Origin of the sequence: Polynucleobacter sp. IMCC30063 (assembly GCF_021395235.1) — a bacterium.
Classification (GTDB): domain Bacteria; phylum Pseudomonadota; class Gammaproteobacteria; order Burkholderiales; family Burkholderiaceae; genus Polynucleobacter.
Genome location: NZ_JAJVCQ010000007.1, coordinates 78,478 through 97,861 on the forward strand (window position 1 = coordinate 78,478; position 19,384 = coordinate 97,861).

The window sequence follows — 19,384 nt, forward strand, 5'->3', positions numbered from 1 at the left end:
GGTCAAATTATGTCTAGTGCTTTAATTGATAATCGCTTACAAACCCTAGGCATTCAATTACCAGCAGTTGGTGCGCCAGCAGCTGCTTATGTCATGGCAGTACAAACCGGTGAATTGGTTTTTCTTTCGGGTCATATTGCTAAACACGATGGCAAGCCTTGGGTGGGTAAGCTAGGTAAGGATATGGATACAGCTACCGGAAAAGCTGCCGCCCGAGCCATTGCAATCGATCTAATGGCTACTCTGAAAGCACAAGTGGGCTCGCTTGATCGGGTCAAGCGCATTGTGAAAGTAATGGGCCTAGTGAACTCGAGCGATACCTACACCGACCAGCATTTAGTCATTAATGGTTGCTCAGAATTGCTGTTTGAAGTTTTTGGCGCTGCTGGCCAGCATGCACGAAGCGCCTTTGGGGTAGCGCAAATTCCCTTAGGCGCTTGCGTAGAAATTGAATTGATCGCAGAAATTGAATAGTACTGATTTAAGTGTACTAAAAACCGCAGTTGCTTGGCTGCAGGCGGGCGAGCGCATCGCCATTGCTACGGTCGTGCAAACCTGGGGATCTTCGCCCCGGCCGGTAGGTTCTTGGTTAGTGATGCGTGCCGATGGGCAAGTTGCCGGATCGGTATCAGGCGGCTGCATTGAAGATGATTTAATGCGGCGCGTGCAAACTGAAATACTGACTCGGAGTACTCCTGAACTCGTCATCTATGGGGTCAGTCAAGCAGAGGCAGCTCGCTTTGGGCTGCCTTGTGGTGGCACCCTTCGTTTATTGGTTGAGCCGCGTCCGCAATTATCTATTCTAGAAAATTTATTAAAATTAATTTCTAATCAACAAATAGTCCGACGCATTGTAAATGTGCAAACGGGTGAATCTATTTTAGAAACCGGTGCGCGTAATGATCTATTTACCTTTGCCGCAGACCATATGCAAACTTCATATGGCCCGCGCTGGCGCATGATTCTAATCGGCGCAGCACAGCTATCACTCTATTTAGCCGACTTTGCAATTGCGAGTGATTTCGAAGTAATCATGATTGATCCACGTGAAGAATATGCAGCTGGATTAGAAGCAAGCCTTGGCAAAGATAATCTGCAATTTATTCAAGATATGCCTGACGATGCATTATTAACGCTTGCCGTTGATCCCCATACTGCTGTGGTGGCGCTTACTCATGATCCAAAGCTCGATGATATGGCCCTCATTGAAGCACTCAAGTCGCCAGCATTTTATGTAGGCGCTTTAGGTAGTCATACTAATAATCAAAAACGCAAGGCGCGTTTGCGTGAATTCGATTTAACCCAAGCACAGGTAGACCGCCTATTTGGCCCAGTTGGGCTTGCCATTGGCGCATTAACCCCACCAGAAATAGCCATTGCAATCATGGCGGAAATTATTGCAGTACAACGCGGAGTAGCTGTGCCTCTAAAGCGCCTTTAAGCGCCCTTCTTTTAAGCGCGGATCTACATAGTGACCTTTGCGCGCGCGATTGCCCGCAAACGACTTCAAGGTTTTACTATCTAAACTCCGCTCAGTCGGTTTACCGCCGCGACCAATGCCCGAATAGTTTGCCCCGTCAACGCCAACTGCAATTGCTGCGCTTAAGTTCTCGCCATCATCCAGACCCATGAGAATCATGCCTTTACCGCCAGCAGGCAAGCGCTTTAATTCATCTAAAGGGAAGACTAATAAACGTGAACTTGCTGATAAGCAAGCTACTTGACGCATGCCCTCAGACACTTTCACTGCAGATAAAGGCGCGTCACCACCCGGATGCTTGGTATCGACTCCAATAAAGGCTTTACCGGCTTTATTGCGGGTACTCATATCGGCTACATTGGCTAAAAACCCATTACCAGCGCGGGTGGCTATTAAAACTAAATCGTCAACCTGTCCAGCGTAATAAGACACCATCTGCGAGCCTGGAGCTAAATTAACAAAGCTTGTTAACGGTGCACCGTCGCCACGGGCGCCGGGTAACTCGCTAACCGGAATGGTATACACCCGCCCATCGCTACCAAAACCTTGGATCACATCTAAGGTGCTGCATTCATATGTAGCATACAAAGCATCGCCAGCCTTAAATGAAAATTGCTGATCGTCATGCTCTTGTCCTTGGCGCACTCGCACCCAGCCTTTTTGCGAGACGATGACGGTAACTGGCTCATCGAGTACTTTGGTTTCAGCTACTGCGCGCTTATCTTCTTGAATTAAGGTCCGCCGCGCATCGCCAAACTCTTTGGTATCGGCTTCAATTTCTTTAATAATGCATTTACGCAAGGTAGCATCACTTTGTAATAAGCCTTGCAAATCATCACGTTCAGTTTTTAATTCTTTCAATTCTTGTTCAATCTTGATACCCTCAAGACGCGCTAATTGACGCAAACGAATGTCAAGAATATCTTCCGCTTGACGATCGCTTAATTTAAAGGCTTTTATTAAATCAGCTTTGGGCTCATCGCTTTTACGAATAATTTTAATCACTTGATCAATATTCAGAAGAACAGTGCGACGTCCTTCTAAAATATGCATCCGATCTTTTACTTTGCCAAGCCGGTGAGCAGTACGACGAGTAACGGTTTGCACCCGAAACTCTAGCCATTCTTGTAAAATATCGCGCAAGCCCTTTTGGCGAGGACGTCCATCGTTACCAATCATTACCAAATTAATCGGCGCATTCGACTCTAAAGAGGTGTGCGACAGTAATAAATTAGCGAATTCATGCACGTCAATATTTTTACTTTTTGGTTCAAAGACCAAACGCACTGCGGCATCTTTACTCGATTCATCACGCACACCGTCTAACATACTCAATATGGTTTGGCGCGAATTGATTTGATCTGTACTTAAAGCTTTTTTACCAATCTTCACTTTCGGATTAGTAAGCTCTTCAATTTCCTGCAAGACCCGTTGGCTTGACGTGGCGGGGGGCAACTCGTTCACCACAATTTGCCATTGACCGCGGGCCAATTCTTCTATAGACCAGCGAGCACGCACTTTTAAACTGCCCCGCCCACTTTCATAAATTTGCGCAATTTCAGCCGCCGGTGAAATAATTTGGCCGCCACCAGGAAAATCGGGGCCCGGCAGGTAAGTCAATAAATTAGCGGTGGTTAATTTAGGTGACTTCATTAGAGCAATTACAGCACTTGCCACTTCGCGTAAATTATGTGCAGGAATTTCCGTTGCCATGCCCACAGCAATTCCCGATGCGCCGTTAAGCAACACAAAAGGTAGACGTGCTGGCAGCATTTTTGGCTCTTCAAACGAGCCATCGTAGTTCAGCGCAAAATCGACCGTCCCTTCATCAATTTCACTCAATAAGAGATTCGCAATTTTAGTCAGGCGAGCTTCGGTATAACGCATCGCTGCTGCACCATCACCATCACGTGAGCCAAAATTACCTTGTCCATCAATTAGGGGATAACGCAAAGAAAAACTTTGTGCTAAACGCACTAGCGCATCGTAAGCCGACTGATCGCCATGCGGATGAAACTTACCTAAGACATCACCTACAACACGTGCGCTTTTTACCGGTTTTGCATCTGCCCGTAAGCCCATTTCGCTCATTGAAAATAAAATTCGCCGTTGCACGGGCTTCTGGCCATCGGCTACTTCAGGCAAAGCTCTGCCTTTGACAACACTAATGGCGTAATCTAAATAAGCCCGTTCAGCGTATACCGCCAGCGTTAAATGATCTTCACCTTCGTCGCCTAATTTACTCCCGCCCCCACTAGCTCTGGTTCGTAGTCCTTGAGGGCTAGTCAAGACCTCAATCTCATCAAATAAATCGGCCTGCCCTTTTTTGCTCGGTGCTTTCTTCTGAGGTTTTTTACTTGCCATTAAATATCTGCCTCGACTTCATTACCGCGTTCCTCTAACCAATCCCGACGCGCACCTGATTCTGCTTTACCCATCAACATATCCATCGTCTTAAACGTATCTAATTCACTCAGCTCACCCAACAGCACCGGTAATAAACGGCGAGTATCTGGGTTTAAGGTGGTATCCCATAATTGCTCAGCACTCATTTCTCCTAAACCCTTAAAACGGGATATTTGCCAAGCTGCTTCACGTACGCCATCTTTACGTAACTTATCCTCAATGGCAATTAGCTCACTGCTATCTAGTGCATACATTTTTTGTGCTGGCTTTTTACCTCGTGCCGGTGCATCAACCCGAAATAAAGGGGGACGGGCAATATAAATATGGCCTAAGTCAATTAAACGGGGAAAGTGTTTATAAAATAAAGTAAGTAATAGCACTTGAATGTGCGCACCGTCTACATCGGCATCCGACAAGATACAAATCTTGCCATAGCGTAAGTTTGATAAATCGGGTTCATCATTCGCGCCATGCGGGTCGACCCCTATTGCTACGGCAATATCATGAATTTCATTGTTAGCAAATAATCGATCACGCTCAGCTTCCCAAGTGTTAAGTACTTTGCCGCGTAAAGGTAAGATGGCTTGATATTCTTTATTACGACCCATTTTGGCCGAGCCGCCAGCAGAGTCGCCCTCAACTAAAAAGATTTCATTGAGGGCTGTATCTTCACTTTCACAATCGGTTAACTTGCCGGGCAAAATTGCCACGCCCGAGGACTTTTTCTTTTCAACCTTTTGACCAGCACGAGTCCGCGCTTGAGCCTGCTTAATAACAAGTTCTGCCAAGGTGCGACCATAATCAACGTGCTGGTTTAGCCATAACTCCAAGGCCGATTTAGCATAAACGGAAACTAAACGAACTGCATCACGCGAATTTAAGCGCTCTTTAATTTGTCCTTGAAACTGAGGGTCTAATACTTTGGCTGACAAAATAAAAGAGGCTCGAGCAAAGACGTCTTCGGGCATGAGCTTCACGCCCTTCGGCTGTAAAGAATGCATTTCAATAAAGCCTTTTACTGCATTAAAGAGACCTTCGCGCAAACCACTTTCATGCGTACCACCAGCTGGTGTAGGAATTAAATTAACATAACTTTCTCGAATAGGTGGGCCATCTTCAGTCCACGCCACAATCCAAGCGGCGCCCTCACCCTCGGCAAAATTATCGTCAGCTCCTTCCCCCGTAGAGTATTGTTCACCTTCAAATGGCGGAATCACTTCAGCGCTATGGCCACCCTGCGCCATCGCTTCATTTAAATATCCACGTAAGCCTTGGGTATATTGCCAAGTTTGGCTTTCGCCCGATTTTTCTTGAATTAAGGTGACTTTGACACCGGGTAAAAGTACTGCTTTTGAACGCAGTAAGCGAGTCAAATCGACCATTGGAATAAGGCCGCTATCAAAATATTTGGCATCAGGCCAAACGCGTACACAAGTACCATGATTTTTATCGGCTTTACTGCTCGCTTTGGTTTTCAGTTTTTCAATGAGATTGCCATTGGCAAAAGCTAGGCTAGAAACTTGCTGGTCGCGCCACACCGTAACTTCAAGGCGCTTAGACAAAGCGTTGGTGACTGAAACACCAACCCCATGCAATCCTCCTGAAAAGGCATAAGCGCCGCCCGAACCTTTTTCAAACTTACCACCTGCATGCAATTGGGTAAACACAATTTCGACAACAGGTAATTTTTCGGTTGGATGAATCCCAATTGGAATACCCCGCCCATCATCTTCAATGCTCACGCTGCTATCGGTATGCAAAGTCACCATAATTTGCTTCCCAAAGCCCCCTAAGGCCTCATCTGCAGCGTTATCAAGCACCTCTTGAATGACGTGAAGCGGGTTATCAGTGCGGGTATACATACCCGGGCGTTGCCGCACAGGCTCAAGACCCTTGAGGACCTGAATTGAAGATTCGCTGTATTGAGCGGGTTTACGTGTAGCCATGCGCAGAAATTGTAGTCATATCTGGGTAGGAAGTCGTAAATTTGCTTTCTGCGCACTAAAACCCTGATAAGCCCCAGGGATCTAAACCACTACCACAGGGGTTTTGGGTCGAATTTGCGATCCGTGACAAAATTGGGTCATGAGCACATTGAGTAATTTATGTAGGCAAGCTCCTATGGGGGTAATCTAGGGCATGGTTAATCCTTCCCAAGCTAACTATCAACCACCAAAAAATCACCTCCCTCTAAAACAGGTATTGATTTTTGGCGGCCTCTTAGTCACTCTCTCAATGGGTATTCGCCATGGCTTTGGTTTATTTAATTTACCGATTACCAGCGCGAATGGCTGGGATCGTGAAACCTTTGCCCTCACTATTGCTTTGCAAAATTTAGCTTGGGGTGCTATTCAACCGATTACAGGGGCTATTGCCGATCGGTTTGGCGCCTTCAAAATCATGGTTGGAGGGGCACTACTGTATGCGCTTGGTTTGGTGGGAATGGCTCTATCAACCGAAGTGCTGAACTTTACGCTGGCTGGAGGTTTGCTGATTGGTCTGGCGCAAACCGCTACGACTTATAGCATTGTGTTTGGCGTACTCGGACGCAATGTCTCTGCTGAGAAACGCGTTTGGGCTATGGGAATTGCCGCAGCGGCAGGATCGTTCGGACAGTTTTTAATGATTCCAATTGAACAGGGCTTAATTAGTGGCTTTGGCGCCCAAGATGCCTTGCTCATTTTGGCCCTCATGGCCACTTTAATGTTGCCGGCAGCCTTCATGCTGCGAGAGAAAAATTTTAGTCACAACCAGAAGTTAGGTGAGCAAACATTAAAGCAAGCATTGCATGAAGCCTTTGGCAACCCTAGCTTTCGCCTACTGACCCTAGGTTATTTTGTTTGTGGTTTTCAAGTGGTATTTATTGCGGTGCACTTGGCGCCTTATCTTAAAGACATGTCTACACTTTATCCTGCCGTGGGCAGCCCAATGGTTGCAACTACCGCGCTTGCGCTCATTGGTCTATTTAATGTGGTCGGCACTTACTATTCCGGTGTAATTGCGCAAACCATTCCCAAGAAATTTTTACTTAGCGGCATCTACCTCACTCGCTCCGTGGTAATTGCGGCTTTTATTCTACTTCCCATTACCCCCATGACGACCTACATTTTTGCTGCTTTTATGGGGGTCTTATGGCTCTCTACCGTACCCTTGACGAATGGCATCGTGGCGCAAATATTTGGTGTCAAATATTTAACTACCCTGTCTGGCTTAGTCTTTTTCTCGCATCAATTAGGGAGTTTTTGTGGCGCATTTTTCGGGGGGTATTTATTTGATAAAACTGGTTCCTATCAAATTGTTTGGTTCATAGCAATTGTCTTAGGAATCTTTGCTGGCCTCGTTAACCTGCCCATTCGTGAACAAGCCATTGCGCGTTCAGCCTTGGCATAAGTACAATGCAAAGATGAAACGCACCCTTTTTATTGCGGATAAAAGCCGCAAACTATGGCTTACCCTCTTGGCTTATGCCTTCATTACAATCGCACTTGGCCTTAGTTTTGCTGCATATTACGCGCCCACAGTCATGGTCAATATGACCAATCAGGTCTGGGCATTTTGTGGTTGGTAATCGTTGTGCACGATTACCAAAAAAGTAAAGAGCTTGCAACGGTAATTCTGCCCGCCGTAGCACAATGGATAGTGCAACCGCCTCCTAAGCGGTAGATCCAGGTTCGACTCCTGGCGATGGGACCACCCTAAGTTATCCACAGCTTTTGTGGATAACTTTATAAAAGCGCATGTAAGTCCTCAATTTGTAAAGATTGATCTTGTTTGCTAAAAAATTAAGCACAGGTATTTTCTAAGTAGAAATTGAGCACCAAAATTGTGAATTGCTGATTAGAAAAAATATATTTTTACTAGCCCTTGCAGAATCGTTTACATTGTGATCTAGACTGTACTGAAATAGTCGATAAATACATAATTGGAGAAACTTCATGTTGCTACAACTTCGCTACGGCTTGCTTATTGCTGCACTCGTCTGCAGTGCTTTTACGCCGCTTGCGTTTGCGCAAAGTACCTTTCCCAATAAAGCCATTCGCTTAGTGGTGCCGTTTCCTGCTGGCGGAGCGACTGATAATATTGCCCGACCCCTGCAACTCGAACTACTTGTTAGTGACAAATGGAATGTGATTATTGATAACAAGCCAGGAGCAGGTGGCAATATTGGCGCCGATGCGGTGGCCAAAGCACTGCCCGATGGTTATACCTGGCTCATGGCTTCGGTAGGTACGCATGGTATTAATCTTCCCTTATATACGCAAGGCGGCGGCAAACTACCCTTTGACCCCATTAAAGACTTCACGCCAATCAGCTTGGTAGCCGAACTACCCAATGTACTCATCCTTAATCTTGATTTTGCTAAACGCCACAATATTAATAGCGTGAATGATTTAATCGCCTATGCGCGTGCCAATCCAGGCAAAGTGAACATGGCCTCAAGTGGTAATGGCACATCGATTCATATGGCTGGGGAATTATTTAAGTCGATGACCAAAACATATATGGTGCATTTACCTTACCGCGGCAGCCCACCCGCAATAACTGATTTAATGGCGGGTAATGTCGACATAATGTTTGATAACCTGCCCTCGGCAATTAGTTATATTAAAGCGGGTCGACTCAAAGCTTTGGCAGTAACTAGTGCAAAACGCTCGCCCGCCTTCCCCGATTTACCCACCATTGCAGAAGCCGCAAAATTACCGGGTTATGAAGCGACCTCTTGGTTTGGTATTGTTGGGCCAGCCAATTTGCCCCCAGAAATTTTGAAGCAAACTAGCACCACTTTGATGAAAGCAATTAACAGTCCAGCAGTGCGTGAAAAATATTTAGCCATGGGTGCAGAGCCAGTAGGCAATACGCCCGCACAATTTGCTACCTTCATTAAGAATGAAATTGCTAAGTGGACGAAGGTTGTAAAAGATTCAGGCGCTAAAGTTGACTAAGTAAGCTGTCAGTTGTTAACTTAATTTTGATAATAATTTACTTGGGCTAATTATTTCAGGATCAAGAATTAATTCAATGATTGCGCCTGTTTTACTTTTTAAGGCGGCCGTAAAGGCGGCGGCAAACTCAGCGGTTTTGCTTACCCGATATCCCGGCATTCCAAAGCTTTCAGCTAGCTTAATAAAGTTAGGATTTGTTAAGCCAGTGCCTAGAACACGGTTCTTAAATTCGCGCTCTTGGTGCATACGAATGGTGCCCAAAATGCCGTTATTCACAATAATCACAATCGGATATGCAGCGTAGCGCATCGCAGTAGCCAACTCTTGACAGGTCATCATAAAATCGCCATCGCCACAAAATGCAATGGCAACCCGCTGCGGATCCAAAATTTTGGCCGTAATAGCAGCAGGCAAACCATAACCCATTGAGCCATTGGCTGGCGCAAGTTGCGTGCGAAATGGGCCGTACGGATAAAATCGATGCAACCAAGTAGCAAAGTTACCAGCGCCATTACATAACACTGCATTACGCGGAATAAGTTGGGCAAAAGAAGCCACAATTTCAGCTAACTGCAAGTCTCCTTGCACGGTTACGGGGGCAGAAAATCTCACATATTCAGCATGGGCAGCTACCATTTGAGTTTGATCGTAATCCCGCGGCATCCGCACTGCATCTAGGGCTGCACAAAAAGCAGCAGGGCTTGCATTGACAGCAAATTCAGGGCGATACACGCGACCCAACTCTTCTGCTCCAGCCAAGACGTGAATTAAGGTAGCCTGTGGGGTAGGAGGCGAAATAATTTGATAGCCAGCGGTAGTCATTTCACTTAAACGCTCGCCAATGACCAGTAACACATCGGCGGCTTTGACGCGCTTAACTAATTCTGGGTTGGCACCAATACCAAGGTCACCAGCAAAACAGGGTCGTAAATTATCAATGTGATCTTGCGAGCGAAAACTAGTGGCAACGGGTACTCCCTCGCGTTCGGCCCAAGCAGCAATATCATTGCACGCCGAGGCATCCCAGCCGCCGCCACCAATTAAGACTAGAGGGTGCTTAGCCTTGCTAAAGGCTTGCATGGCTTGCTGAAAATCGGTTTGATTTAAACCTGGCTGCACAATGTGCGCTGGTTTTACGGGGGATTCTTGCCCAATAGCAAACAGCATATCCTCTGGTAAAGCTAGCACTACAGGTCCTTTGCGACCCGCCTGGGCAACATGAAAAGCATGTGAAACAAACTCTTCAATCCGCTCCACCCGATCAATGCTGCCCACCCATTTAGCGCACTCTGAATAAAGCCGGCGGTAATCCATTTCTTGAAACGCTTCGCGTTCCACCATATTTGTACCCACTTGACCAATTAGCAAAACCATCGGGGTGGAATCTTGATACGCCGTATGTACCCCAACCATGGCATTACTCGCGCCTGGGCCACGGGTAACCATCACTACGCCAGGTTTACCGGTTAGCTTAGCGTAGGCTTCAGCCATATAAGCAGCGCCACCTTCATGCCTACAGGTAATAAATCGAAACCGTGTGTCATGATCAACTAAACCATCGAGCAGGGGTAAAAAGCTTTCACCCGGAACGCCAAAAGCCATCTCAACCCCTTGGCGAATGAGTGCGTTGGCTAAAATTTGGCCCCCATGGGGTAAGCCAGCTTGAGGTAAGTCAGTTTGATTGTTACTGGGGGAAGATAAATTCATTAAAACACCTACTCCTTCGTTTTTTCTCTTACACTCTCACGACATGGATTCGCTAAACACCAGCACGCAAGCCGCTTTGGAAGAAATGCTCCAAAATACTGCGCGTACCCCACCGGTCGACTTTTTGCCCGTCTACTTTAACCATAGTTTAATTGGTTGCATCAACCCCGAGTTTATTCCCTACCTTCAAGAAACTTTAAATAAAGCACCTATTGCCCTTATTCAACTTGACCAGCAACGACTGTCCATTGCCCAAGGGCGCCCCATAGAGGTCAGTCAAAGCTTGCAAACTTTAACTGAACGCCTCCGCTTAGGCGGTCTAATTCCAGGTTGGCGCAATGAAGAATTTGCTTGGCTTGATGCCGATGGGCACGAGCACTTTCGCCTCGAACGGGCTGCCTTTAAAACCTTTGGCTTTCGTAGTTTGGCTGCGCATATTAATGGCTACACCAAAAGTGGCCTTATCTGGCTGGGTCGACGTAGTGAAAGCAAAAGTATCGACCCAGGCCGGCTTGATAACCTGAGTGCTGGCGGAATTAGCGCCGATGAAACTCCATGGGTGTGCGCTAAACGTGAATTATGGGAAGAAGCTGGGGTACCTATTCAGTTGGCGCAAGCCATTCAACCCGCAGGGCGAATCCCCCTGCGGCGGGTTAGCCCGCCTTTTGGCTTTCATGATGAATTACTCTATGTATACGATTTAGAATTACCCGATCATTTTGTGCCTACCAACCACGATGGTGAGGTTAGCGGCTTTATAGCCGTTAGTTATGCCGAGGCGGCAGCCCGTATTTTGGCCGATGAGTTTACAGGAGATGCCTCTTTGGTCACGGCCGATTTTATTTTGCGCCACAGTAAACTAAAATAAATTAGCAGGTTTCACTTAGCGGCCATTTTTCGTGGTTAAATAAGACTTAAGGATGAAACAGGGGTGCCCTCCACATGAGTTGGTGGGGCTGAGAAAAACCCTCGAACCCGATCCAGGTAATGCTGGCGTGGGGAGTTCCATCAAACCGACACCCGGTTTCGTCCATCTAAATAATGTAAGGAGATGGGCATGAGCACAAAACACGAGATTCCTAGTCTAAAAAGTCTTGAGCGCGACTTTGGGCAAAAATTTGCCTACCCCGCCTCAACTAAAACCTATCTCACTGGCTCGCGCGCGGATATTAAAGCGCCCTTGCGCATGATTGAACAAGTGCCAACCCAAGTTGGAGATGTTGCAGTTCCCAACCCCCCAGTTCCCGTCTATGACACCTCAGGCCCCTACAGCGATCCCGATATTGTAATTAACCTAGAACAAGGCTTACCACTACTCCGTACGAACTGGATAAGCGAGCGCAATGACACGATTCAATTGGCTGGTCCAAGCTCTGAATATGGTGTCGCCCGCTCCAATGATGCAGACACCAAACATTTACGCTTTGCCCATATTGGCGCACCACGCGTTGCCAAATCTGGCCACAACGTCAGCCAAATGCACTATGCCCGCCAAGGCATCATCACCCCAGAAATGGAATACATTGCTTTGCGCGAATCGATGGGGCTAGAGCAGTTACGCCAAGACCCCCGTTATAAACAATTGCTGAAACAGCATCCTGGCAAAAGTTATGGCGCTAATTTGCCAGAAAACATGACCGCAGAGTTTGTGCGCCAAGAAGTTGCCGCTGGGCGCGCCATTATTCCTGCCAATATTAATCACCCCGAGCTTGAGCCGATGATTATTGGGCGTAACTTCCGCGTAAAAATTAATGGCAACTTAGGTAACTCGGCCGTTACCTCTTCAATTAATGAAGAAGTGGAAAAAATGGTTTGGTCGATTCGCTGGGGTGCCGATACCATCATGGATTTATCCACCGGTAAACATATTCATGAAACCCGCGAGTGGATCATTCGCAATTCGCCAGTACCAATTGGTACAGTACCCATCTATCAAGCGCTCGATAAAACCGGTGGTGTGGCCGAAGATCTCACCTGGGAAATGTTCCGCGATACCTTGGTTGAACAAGCTGAACAAGGCGTTGATTACTTCACTATTCATGCAGGCGTTTTATTGCGCTATGTGCCCATGACTGCCGATCGCATTACTGGCATTGTGTCGCGTGGTGGCTCCATTATGGCGAAGTGGTGCCTAGCGCATCACAAAGAAAATTTTCTGTACACCAAGTTTGATGAAATTTGCGAAATCATGAAGGCCTACGATGTCTCGTTTAGTTTAGGTGATGGCTTACGGCCTGGTTGCATTGCCGACTCAAACGATGCGGCTCAGTTTGGTGAATTGCATACGCTTGGTGAGCTCACTGCTAAAGCATGGCAGCACGATGTACAAGTAATGATTGAAGGCCCAGGCCATGTGCCAATGCAACGCATTGAAGAAAACATGACTGAAGAACTCAAGCATTGTTTAGAGGCGCCCTTCTATACCTTAGGACCACTCATTACCGATATTGCACCTGGTTATGATCACATTACCAGCGGCATTGGGGCGGCGCAAATTGGTTGGTATGGTACCGCTATGCTGTGCTACGTAACTCCTAAAGAACATCTCGGTTTGCCCGATAAAGAAGATGTGCGTGAAGGTATTATTACTTACAAAATTGCTGCACATGGCGCCGATTTAGCTAAAGGTTTACCAGGTGCACAAGTACGCGATAACGCTTTATCGAAGGCGCGCTTCGAGTTTCGCTGGGAAGATCAATTTAATTTAGGGCTCGATCCCGAACGTGCGCGTGAATATCACGATGCTACTTTGCCGGCCGAAGGTGCAAAAATCGCTCATTTCTGCTCGATGTGTGGGCCTAAATTTTGCTCGATGAAGATTACTCAAGAAGTACGCGACTACGCCGCCACTTTAGATGCTGATGGTAATCCTAAAGTCATTCCCATTACTCAGGATATAAAGCAAGGCATGGAAGAGAAATCAATTGAGTTTCGTCAGCGTGGCAGCGAAATTTATCAGTAACTCAACCGATATCTGCGCGCGATGAATTTAGCACATCAACACTATGCTGTTTTGGGCGCTGGTCTTCTTGGGCGGCTGCTGGCGGTCACGCTGGCGCAACGCGGTGCCAAAGTCGAGATCTTTGATCAAGGCGGCCCAGCGGCTGAGCATTCTGCGGCACATGTTGCCGCTTCCATGTTGGCGCCCTTGGCCGAATCGGCAATTACCGCAGCGAATGTGGTCAATATGGGTATGTATAGCCTAGCACGTTGGCCTAGTATTTTGGCGCAATTAGCTAAGCCCGTTTTTTTTCAACAAGCTGGCACACTCATTCTGTGGCATCGTCAAGATGTAGCCGAAGCAAAACGCTTTGCCGCTAAGCTAAATTACAATTGTGAACAGAATTCAGCACTGAGTACGCCACAATCACTTGGACTAGAAGATATTTATGCTTTAGAACCTAGCCTAGGTAATCGCTTCCAAGACGGTTTATTTTTACCCCATGAAGGTCAGCTCGATAATCGCCAATTATTAGCTTCCTTAGCTGAAGAATTACATCGCTTAAAGGTCAATTGTCATTGGTATCAAAGTATCGAGCCTCACGAATTACAGCAAAATCTTTACACAGGCATGATTGATTGTCGGGGCTTAGGAGCAAAGGCAGCGTGGGCCAAATCTAGCAATGAAACCAATCCATTACGCGGCGTACGGGGTGAGGTAGTCCGTTTGCATGCGCCTGAAGTTAAGCTCACTCGACCCATTCGCTTCATTCATCCGCGCTATCCCATTTATATTGCTCCCAAAGAAAATGATATTTACGTTATTGGTGCAACTGAAATTGAATCGGAAGATTTATCACCAGCAAGTTTGCGCTCAACCATGGAGTTACTGAGTGCCGCGTATACCGTACACAGTGGCTTTGCAGAATCCCGCATTCTTGAAACCCTCACCCAATGTCGCCCAACCTTAAAAAATAATTTGCCTGCCATTCGAATGACTGAAACTGGCGTTATGGCAATTAATGGTTTATATCGCCATGGCTTCATGATTGCACCTGCTATTGTCGATTGCGCTATCGAGTTGCTTGAAAACCGCGACTCACAGCAGATCGATCGGGTTCATAGCCCCTTAGCCGCGCAATTGCAGCTAGCCGTATTACCCGAGCGAGCTTTATGCGCATCGTAGTCAACCATATTCCCCGCGAAATTCCTGCACAAAGTAAAGTCAGCGATCTTTTGCAATTTATTTCTGCACAGCCGCCGTATGCAGTAGCCGTTAATTTGCTCTTTATTCCCAAGACCAAACATTCTGAGCACGTTTTAAATGAAAATGATCAGGTCGAAGTCATTGCGCCAGTAACGGGTGGTTAATCATTAATACTGCTATTTCAACGCTGCCATGACCGCACTCCTGCCCCTCCATTCAGCCGACAGCCTAGTTTTATATGGTGAAGTATTTGCCAGCCGTTTATTACTCGGGACCTCACGATATCCCTCGCCACAAATTTTAGAAAACACCATTCGTATCGCCAACCCCGCCATGATTACGGCGAGCGTGCGTCGCCAAGGCTCGGGACCTGCAGTTGCTGAAAGTGGTTTTTGGCAGCTCCTCAAAAAAATGGCGGTGCCTGTTCTTCCCAATACAGCCGGCTGCCATAGTCCACAAGAAGTCATTACCACCGCGCAAATGGCGCGTGAGGTATTTGAAACGCCTTGGTTAAAGTTAGAGCTCATTGGCGATGATTACACCTTGCAACCTGATACCCTGCAACTTGTACAAACTGCTAAGCATTTAATTAAGGATGGCTTTAAAGTGCTGCCCTATTGCACTGAAGATCTCATTCTCTGTCAGCGCTTAGTTGATGTGGGTTGTCAAGCTGTGATGCCTTGGGCTGCCCCCATTGGTACAGGTCAAGGCCCGCTGAACCCCTATGCCATGAAATTATTACGTGAGCGTTTGCAAGTTCCCCTCATCGTTGATGCGGGCTTAGGCTTACCATCCCACGCTTGTGCGGTCATGGAATGGGGTTATGATGCCGTACTACTAAATACTGCAGTAGCTTTAGCAACCGACCCTATCAACATGGCGCAGGCGTTTGCCCAAGCAGTTAGCGCTGGGCGAATGGCTTTCTTGGCGGGCGCGATGACCGCCCAAGATTCTGCACAAGCCAGTACCCCCCTTATTGGTACGCCGTTTTGGCATCAAGCTTAAAGCCCAGCGTTTATTTTATGGGTACAAGCTAATGAGTTTAATTCGTGATTTAGCCGATCAAATTATTGCAGCCCATCACAATGATGATCTATGCCTGCCCATTCCTCAAGCTACATTGGCAAACCCCCCTCCCACAATTCATCATGAACATACCCTAGATCATGTCGAGTTAGCAGGGGCCATTGCTGCAGTAGCCATGGGCTTTACTGAAGCTGACGCCAATATTGTTGGCAAAGCATGGTCAAGAATGACACATCTAGATGGCGGCTTTCATCCTCAAGCTTGGCCCAACCGACCAGAGCATTTCGATTTATTGCCTTGGTCTCGCGCGATGAATCCACAAGCGTTTCCAGAGTGTCCAAAGCGTTTGGGTCTATATGCAGTAATGCCCGATGCAAAATGGGTAGCACGCATGGTTGAGGCTGAAGCACCGACCATTCAACTGCGTTTTAAATCAACCGATCGCGCCGCAATTCACCGAGAAATTAAACAAGCTATTGCCGCTGTAAAAGATAGCAAATCGCTATTATTTATTAATGATTACTGGGAAGAGGCGATCGAGCAAAATGCTTATGGCGTTCATTTGGGCCAAGAAGATATTGCCAGCGCAAATTTAGAAGCGATTCGTCAAGCAGGATTACGCTTAGGGCTTAGTAGCCATGGTTATGCTGAAATGATTGCTGTTGATCGCTTATGTCCCAGCTATATTGCCATGGGCGCAATTTTTCCGACCAATTTAAAAGTGATGCCAACTGCCCCCCAAGGTTTAGGTCGCTTATATCAATACGCCAAACTGATGAGCGAGTATCCCCTCGTTGCTATCGGCGGCATTGATGCTGATAGCATTCATGCGGTAGCGCAAAGTGGGGTTGGTTCGGTTGCTGTAGTGAGGGCAATTACTCAGGCTAGCGACCCCAGCGCTGCAGTAAAAAAATTGCAAGAATTAATGAAAACATAAGCACCTTAACTTGCCAGTTTTACTGGGGATAAAAAGCATGCATATGCCATAAGGGCCCCGCACCAGAACCAAGGTTAAGATACTGCCCTGCGCTAATGCCTGCCGCAACGTATTCAATTGCTTTAGCTACTGCAGTCTCAAGCGATAAACCTAAGGCTAAGTAAGTAGCAATTGCCGCAGCAAGCGAACACCCCGAGCCATGGGTATTCAGGGTATCAATTCGCTGATGATGAAATTCTTGATGCTCAATACTGCTCGCACTTTGCCATAATAAATAATCAGTTAACTCGCTTGGTGTATTTGGTAAATGGCCGCCCTTAATTAGCACTGCTTGTGGGCCAAGTTGCATTAGCTCTTGCGCAGCCACGGGAAATTCATGCACTTGTGTAATTGCGCGGCCCAATAAAATCGAAGCTTCTAATAAATTTGGGGTAATTAAGCTTGCCAAAGGAAATAATTCGGCCCGCATAGCAGCAGCGGTTTCATTACCGCCTAAGCTAGCACCCGAGGTGGCTTGCAACACAGGGTCTAGAATAATTTGCTTCACTTGGTGACGGCGTAAAGTTTTAGCCACCACGTGCACAATTTCTGGGGTTGCCAACATCCCAATTTTGACTACATCAACTCCCATATCCGCAATAACGACATCAATCTGCGCCTCAATTACGTCTAAATCAATTGCTTGAATCTGCATCACCCCAAGGGTATTTTGTGCAGTAATCGCCGTTACTGCAGTCATCCCATACCCCCCTAGGGCGGTAATCACCTTCAGATCAGCCTGAATACCTGCACCCCCACTACTATCAGAGCCAGCAATACTGAGTACAAGGGGAATATTAGCGGAGGAAAAGTCAGTCATGGTCTATAGATCATAGTGTTTACAGTTAATGGAATTAATAACTACATAGAATTGGCTGAAAGAAATAAGTTAGTCTTCATCAGCTGCACCTAGGTATTAGCTATCGTGAAGCTTGCCACTCTGAAGAGCTTGACAAAATAACTCATAATCTTGCAAATTTTGTTTTGCGTACGTAATTGCAAACCGATATAAAGCATCATCAATTGCATGCGACTTTCCCAGATATCCCGCAATTTTTGCGGCATCACCAGAACGCGCATGACCTAACGCTAAGGCCCAGCCAAACATTTTGGCATAGTCTTCAAACGCCTCTAGGTCGCAACCGCCCTCGCCAAAAGTAAGGCCCCCCTTCATATCACGCAGTTGTCGTACATAATAGAATTTAGAAGCAGACGCCACATAGCCTAGAAAAATATCAGGTGCACCCTGAAGTAATCTTTGCCCAACAACTACACGGTGTGCTTGGTTTTTATAAATAGATGAGCCAATGTAAGGCGATAAGACGGATTCCTGAGCCTGTTTATATTGTAAAAATAAAGGGTCATCTAAGCTAGCGCCTTCAAAATACAGTATCCCACAAATGGTTCCCACACTACCAATGCCAACTACTTTTCGAACATAATCTTTTAATGAATAGCGATTAAATAAAAGTTCCTTATCGGGCAACAATGTTTTTTGATACTTAATTAATGCAACCTCTAATACCTCACGCATCGGCAGACCTTCCAGAGTAACATCCGCACGCTGAATTAAGGGTGGGTTCTCAACAAATTTTCTATCGCTACCAATTAAATCGGTAAATTTCTCTAAAACACCTAAATTGCATTGCCCCTTTGTTTTTTTGATGAATTGATCAAAAAGTTTTAAATGAGACTTACTAAAGTTATCCCGTACAACCCGTTCACCGAGAAATTCATAGGCTAAATTAACATAGCTTAATGAGGCATATTCTGTTAACTTTTCTCTGTAACTACTGATAATTTTACGAACTACTAATTCACTATCAGACTCGCTCCCGCCAAGTTCTTCGCAAGCAATAACTGCACTAGCAACTAATCTTTTTATGTCCCACTCCCAGCTACCAGGCAAGGTTTCATCAAAATCATTAATACCAAAAACTAATTTATGTTCAGTGGTAGCAAAAAATCCAAAATTTGAAACATGCATATCGCCACAAAGTTGCACATTGATATTAGTGGTTGGTTGACAAGCTAAATCTTGCGCCATAATTGCAGCGCCACCTCTATAAAAAGAAAATGGCGACTCCTTCATTCGCTGATAGCGAATCGGTATAGCAGGATGAAGACGGTTTTTTTCTTGTTTCTTCAGGATTTCGATAAGCCCTATTCTTTTTTTGGGCAATATAAAATTACCCTGCTCTGCTAAGCTCACTTTATTACGCAACGATTTTCCAAGGGCAAAACGATCAGCAATCGAAAGTTTTGCTCCGTTATTAGCGCTTGGCGTATCTAAAGTTGCTTTTTTAAGTGGTGGAGAAGCGCTTTTTTTAGGCATAGTTAAGAATATAGCCTATCCTATTTAAATTGTTTTGAAGGCTTAATTGCAGCCTACAGCATCGCCACCAAGGCAACTTCTGCTAGAATATCGGCTATTCCTCGATAGCTCAGCGGTAGAGCAGCAGACTGTTAATCTGTTGGTCCGTGGTTCGATCCCACGTCGAGGAGCCAAGGTTACGGAGCTCGCTTTTTGTTAGTTAAGTAGTTCAGTTTTAAATCTAAACTATTGCACCTTAGGCACGTCAAAAATAACTGGCAAGCTTACTGTAGCACCTGTAAGCTTAGTTGCTAATTCGTTTCTCGCATTTGCAGCTTCAGCTAAATTAGAAAATGTGGCTGAGACAATCTTTAAGTTGTCATAG

Annotated in this window: 16 protein-coding genes, 2 tRNA genes and 1 riboswitch; of the genes, 13 read left to right on the plus strand and 5 right to left on the minus strand. The window is 46.2% G+C overall.

Annotated elements, in window-relative coordinates; genetic code table 11:
- Positions 1-9 precede the first annotated feature (9 nt).
- Positions 10-474: a RidA family protein gene (locus LZG75_RS11890; RefSeq protein ID WP_233937639.1), complete on the plus strand. Its 465-nt coding sequence runs from the start codon at positions 10-12 to the stop codon at positions 472-474.
- Positions 467-1,441 carry an XdhC family protein gene (locus LZG75_RS11895; RefSeq protein WP_233923416.1) on the plus strand — a complete coding sequence of 325 codons (975 nt, stop codon included), beginning with the start codon at positions 467-469 and terminating at the stop codon, positions 1,439-1,441. Before LZG75_RS11890 ends, LZG75_RS11895 begins: the two co-directional genes overlap by 8 nt.
- On the opposite strand, the gene parC is transcribed toward LZG75_RS11895, so the two are convergent.
- Positions 1,427-3,844 carry a DNA topoisomerase IV subunit A gene (gene parC, locus LZG75_RS11900; protein WP_233937640.1) on the minus strand — a complete coding sequence of 806 codons (2,418 nt, stop codon included), beginning with the start codon at positions 3,842-3,844 and terminating at the stop codon, positions 1,427-1,429. The genes LZG75_RS11895 and parC overlap by 15 nt on opposite strands.
- Positions 3,844-5,832, minus strand: a complete 1,989-nt coding sequence (locus LZG75_RS11905; RefSeq protein ID WP_233923414.1) for a DNA topoisomerase IV subunit B — start codon at positions 5,830-5,832, stop codon at positions 3,844-3,846. Before LZG75_RS11905 ends, parC begins: the two co-directional genes overlap by 1 nt.
- A 193-nt stretch (positions 5,833-6,025) precedes the next feature.
- On the opposite strand from LZG75_RS11905, the gene LZG75_RS11910 reads away from it, so the two are divergent.
- The 4 genes from LZG75_RS11910 (at position 6,026) to LZG75_RS11925 (ending at position 8,829) form a co-directional block, all read left to right on the plus strand.
- Positions 6,026-7,276 (plus strand): MFS transporter, encoded by a 1,251-nt coding sequence (locus LZG75_RS11910; protein WP_233937641.1) that lies wholly within the window; start codon positions 6,026-6,028, stop codon positions 7,274-7,276.
- Positions 7,277-7,289: 13 nt separating this feature from the next.
- Complete coding sequence (locus LZG75_RS11915; RefSeq protein WP_233923412.1) at positions 7,290-7,454, plus strand: hypothetical protein; 165 nt, start codon at positions 7,290-7,292, stop codon at positions 7,452-7,454.
- Positions 7,455-7,504: 50 nt separating this feature from the next.
- Positions 7,505-7,579, plus strand: a tRNA-Arg gene (locus LZG75_RS11920).
- Positions 7,580-7,821: 242 nt separating this feature from the next.
- Positions 7,822-8,829 (plus strand): tripartite tricarboxylate transporter substrate binding protein, encoded by a 1,008-nt coding sequence (locus LZG75_RS11925; protein ID WP_233923411.1) that lies wholly within the window; start codon positions 7,822-7,824, stop codon positions 8,827-8,829.
- Positions 8,830-8,844: 15 nt separating this feature from the next.
- Here the strand turns inward: LZG75_RS11925 and LZG75_RS11930 are convergent, their stop codons facing one another.
- The gene (locus LZG75_RS11930; RefSeq protein WP_233937642.1) at positions 8,845-10,536 is read right to left on the minus strand and encodes a thiamine pyrophosphate-dependent enzyme; all 1,692 of its coding nucleotides are present in this window, start codon (positions 10,534-10,536) and stop codon (positions 8,845-8,847) included.
- 43 nt (positions 10,537-10,579) lie between these two features.
- Here LZG75_RS11930 and LZG75_RS11935 point away from each other — a divergent pair, with 43 nt between their 5' ends.
- From LZG75_RS11935 to thiE, 6 genes are all read left to right on the plus strand, one after another.
- Positions 10,580-11,404 carry a DUF4743 domain-containing protein gene (locus LZG75_RS11935; protein WP_233937643.1) on the plus strand — a complete coding sequence of 275 codons (825 nt, stop codon included), beginning with the start codon at positions 10,580-10,582 and terminating at the stop codon, positions 11,402-11,404.
- 49 nt (positions 11,405-11,453) lie between these two features.
- Positions 11,454-11,555, plus strand: a riboswitch (TPP riboswitch).
- A gap of 38 nt (positions 11,556-11,593) precedes the next feature.
- On the plus strand, positions 11,594-13,498 hold the full coding sequence (gene thiC, locus LZG75_RS11940; RefSeq protein WP_233937644.1) for a phosphomethylpyrimidine synthase ThiC: 1,905 nt from the start codon (positions 11,594-11,596) through the stop codon (positions 13,496-13,498).
- 21 nt (positions 13,499-13,519) lie between these two features.
- Positions 13,520-14,662, plus strand: a complete 1,143-nt coding sequence (locus tag LZG75_RS11945; RefSeq protein WP_233923407.1) for an FAD-dependent oxidoreductase — start codon at positions 13,520-13,522, stop codon at positions 14,660-14,662.
- Positions 14,650-14,847: a sulfur carrier protein ThiS gene (thiS, locus tag LZG75_RS11950; protein WP_233937645.1), complete on the plus strand. Its 198-nt coding sequence runs from the start codon at positions 14,650-14,652 to the stop codon at positions 14,845-14,847. Before LZG75_RS11945 ends, thiS begins: the two co-directional genes overlap by 13 nt.
- A 28-nt stretch (positions 14,848-14,875) precedes the next feature.
- Positions 14,876-15,688, plus strand: coding sequence for a thiazole synthase (locus tag LZG75_RS11955; protein ID WP_233923405.1), 813 nt, complete (start codon positions 14,876-14,878; stop codon positions 15,686-15,688).
- Positions 15,689-15,719: 31 nt separating this feature from the next.
- Positions 15,720-16,646: a thiamine phosphate synthase gene (gene thiE / locus LZG75_RS11960; RefSeq protein ID WP_233937646.1), complete on the plus strand. Its 927-nt coding sequence runs from the start codon at positions 15,720-15,722 to the stop codon at positions 16,644-16,646.
- 19 nt (positions 16,647-16,665) lie between these two features.
- On the opposite strand, the gene thiD is transcribed toward thiE, so the two are convergent.
- Together thiD and LZG75_RS11970 are read right to left on the minus strand one after the other, a co-directional pair.
- The gene (gene thiD / locus LZG75_RS11965) at positions 16,666-17,505 is read right to left on the minus strand and encodes a bifunctional hydroxymethylpyrimidine kinase/phosphomethylpyrimidine kinase (protein WP_233937647.1); all 840 of its coding nucleotides are present in this window, start codon (positions 17,503-17,505) and stop codon (positions 16,666-16,668) included.
- Between the two features lie 96 nt (positions 17,506-17,601).
- Positions 17,602-19,020, minus strand: coding sequence for a DUF2252 domain-containing protein (locus LZG75_RS11970; RefSeq protein WP_233937648.1), 1,419 nt, complete (start codon positions 19,018-19,020; stop codon positions 17,602-17,604).
- Positions 19,021-19,118: 98 nt separating this feature from the next.
- On the opposite strand from LZG75_RS11970, the gene LZG75_RS11975 reads away from it, so the two are divergent.
- Positions 19,119-19,193: transfer RNA gene (locus LZG75_RS11975), tRNA-Asn, on the plus strand.
- The last annotated feature ends 191 nt before the right edge of the window (positions 19,194-19,384 follow it).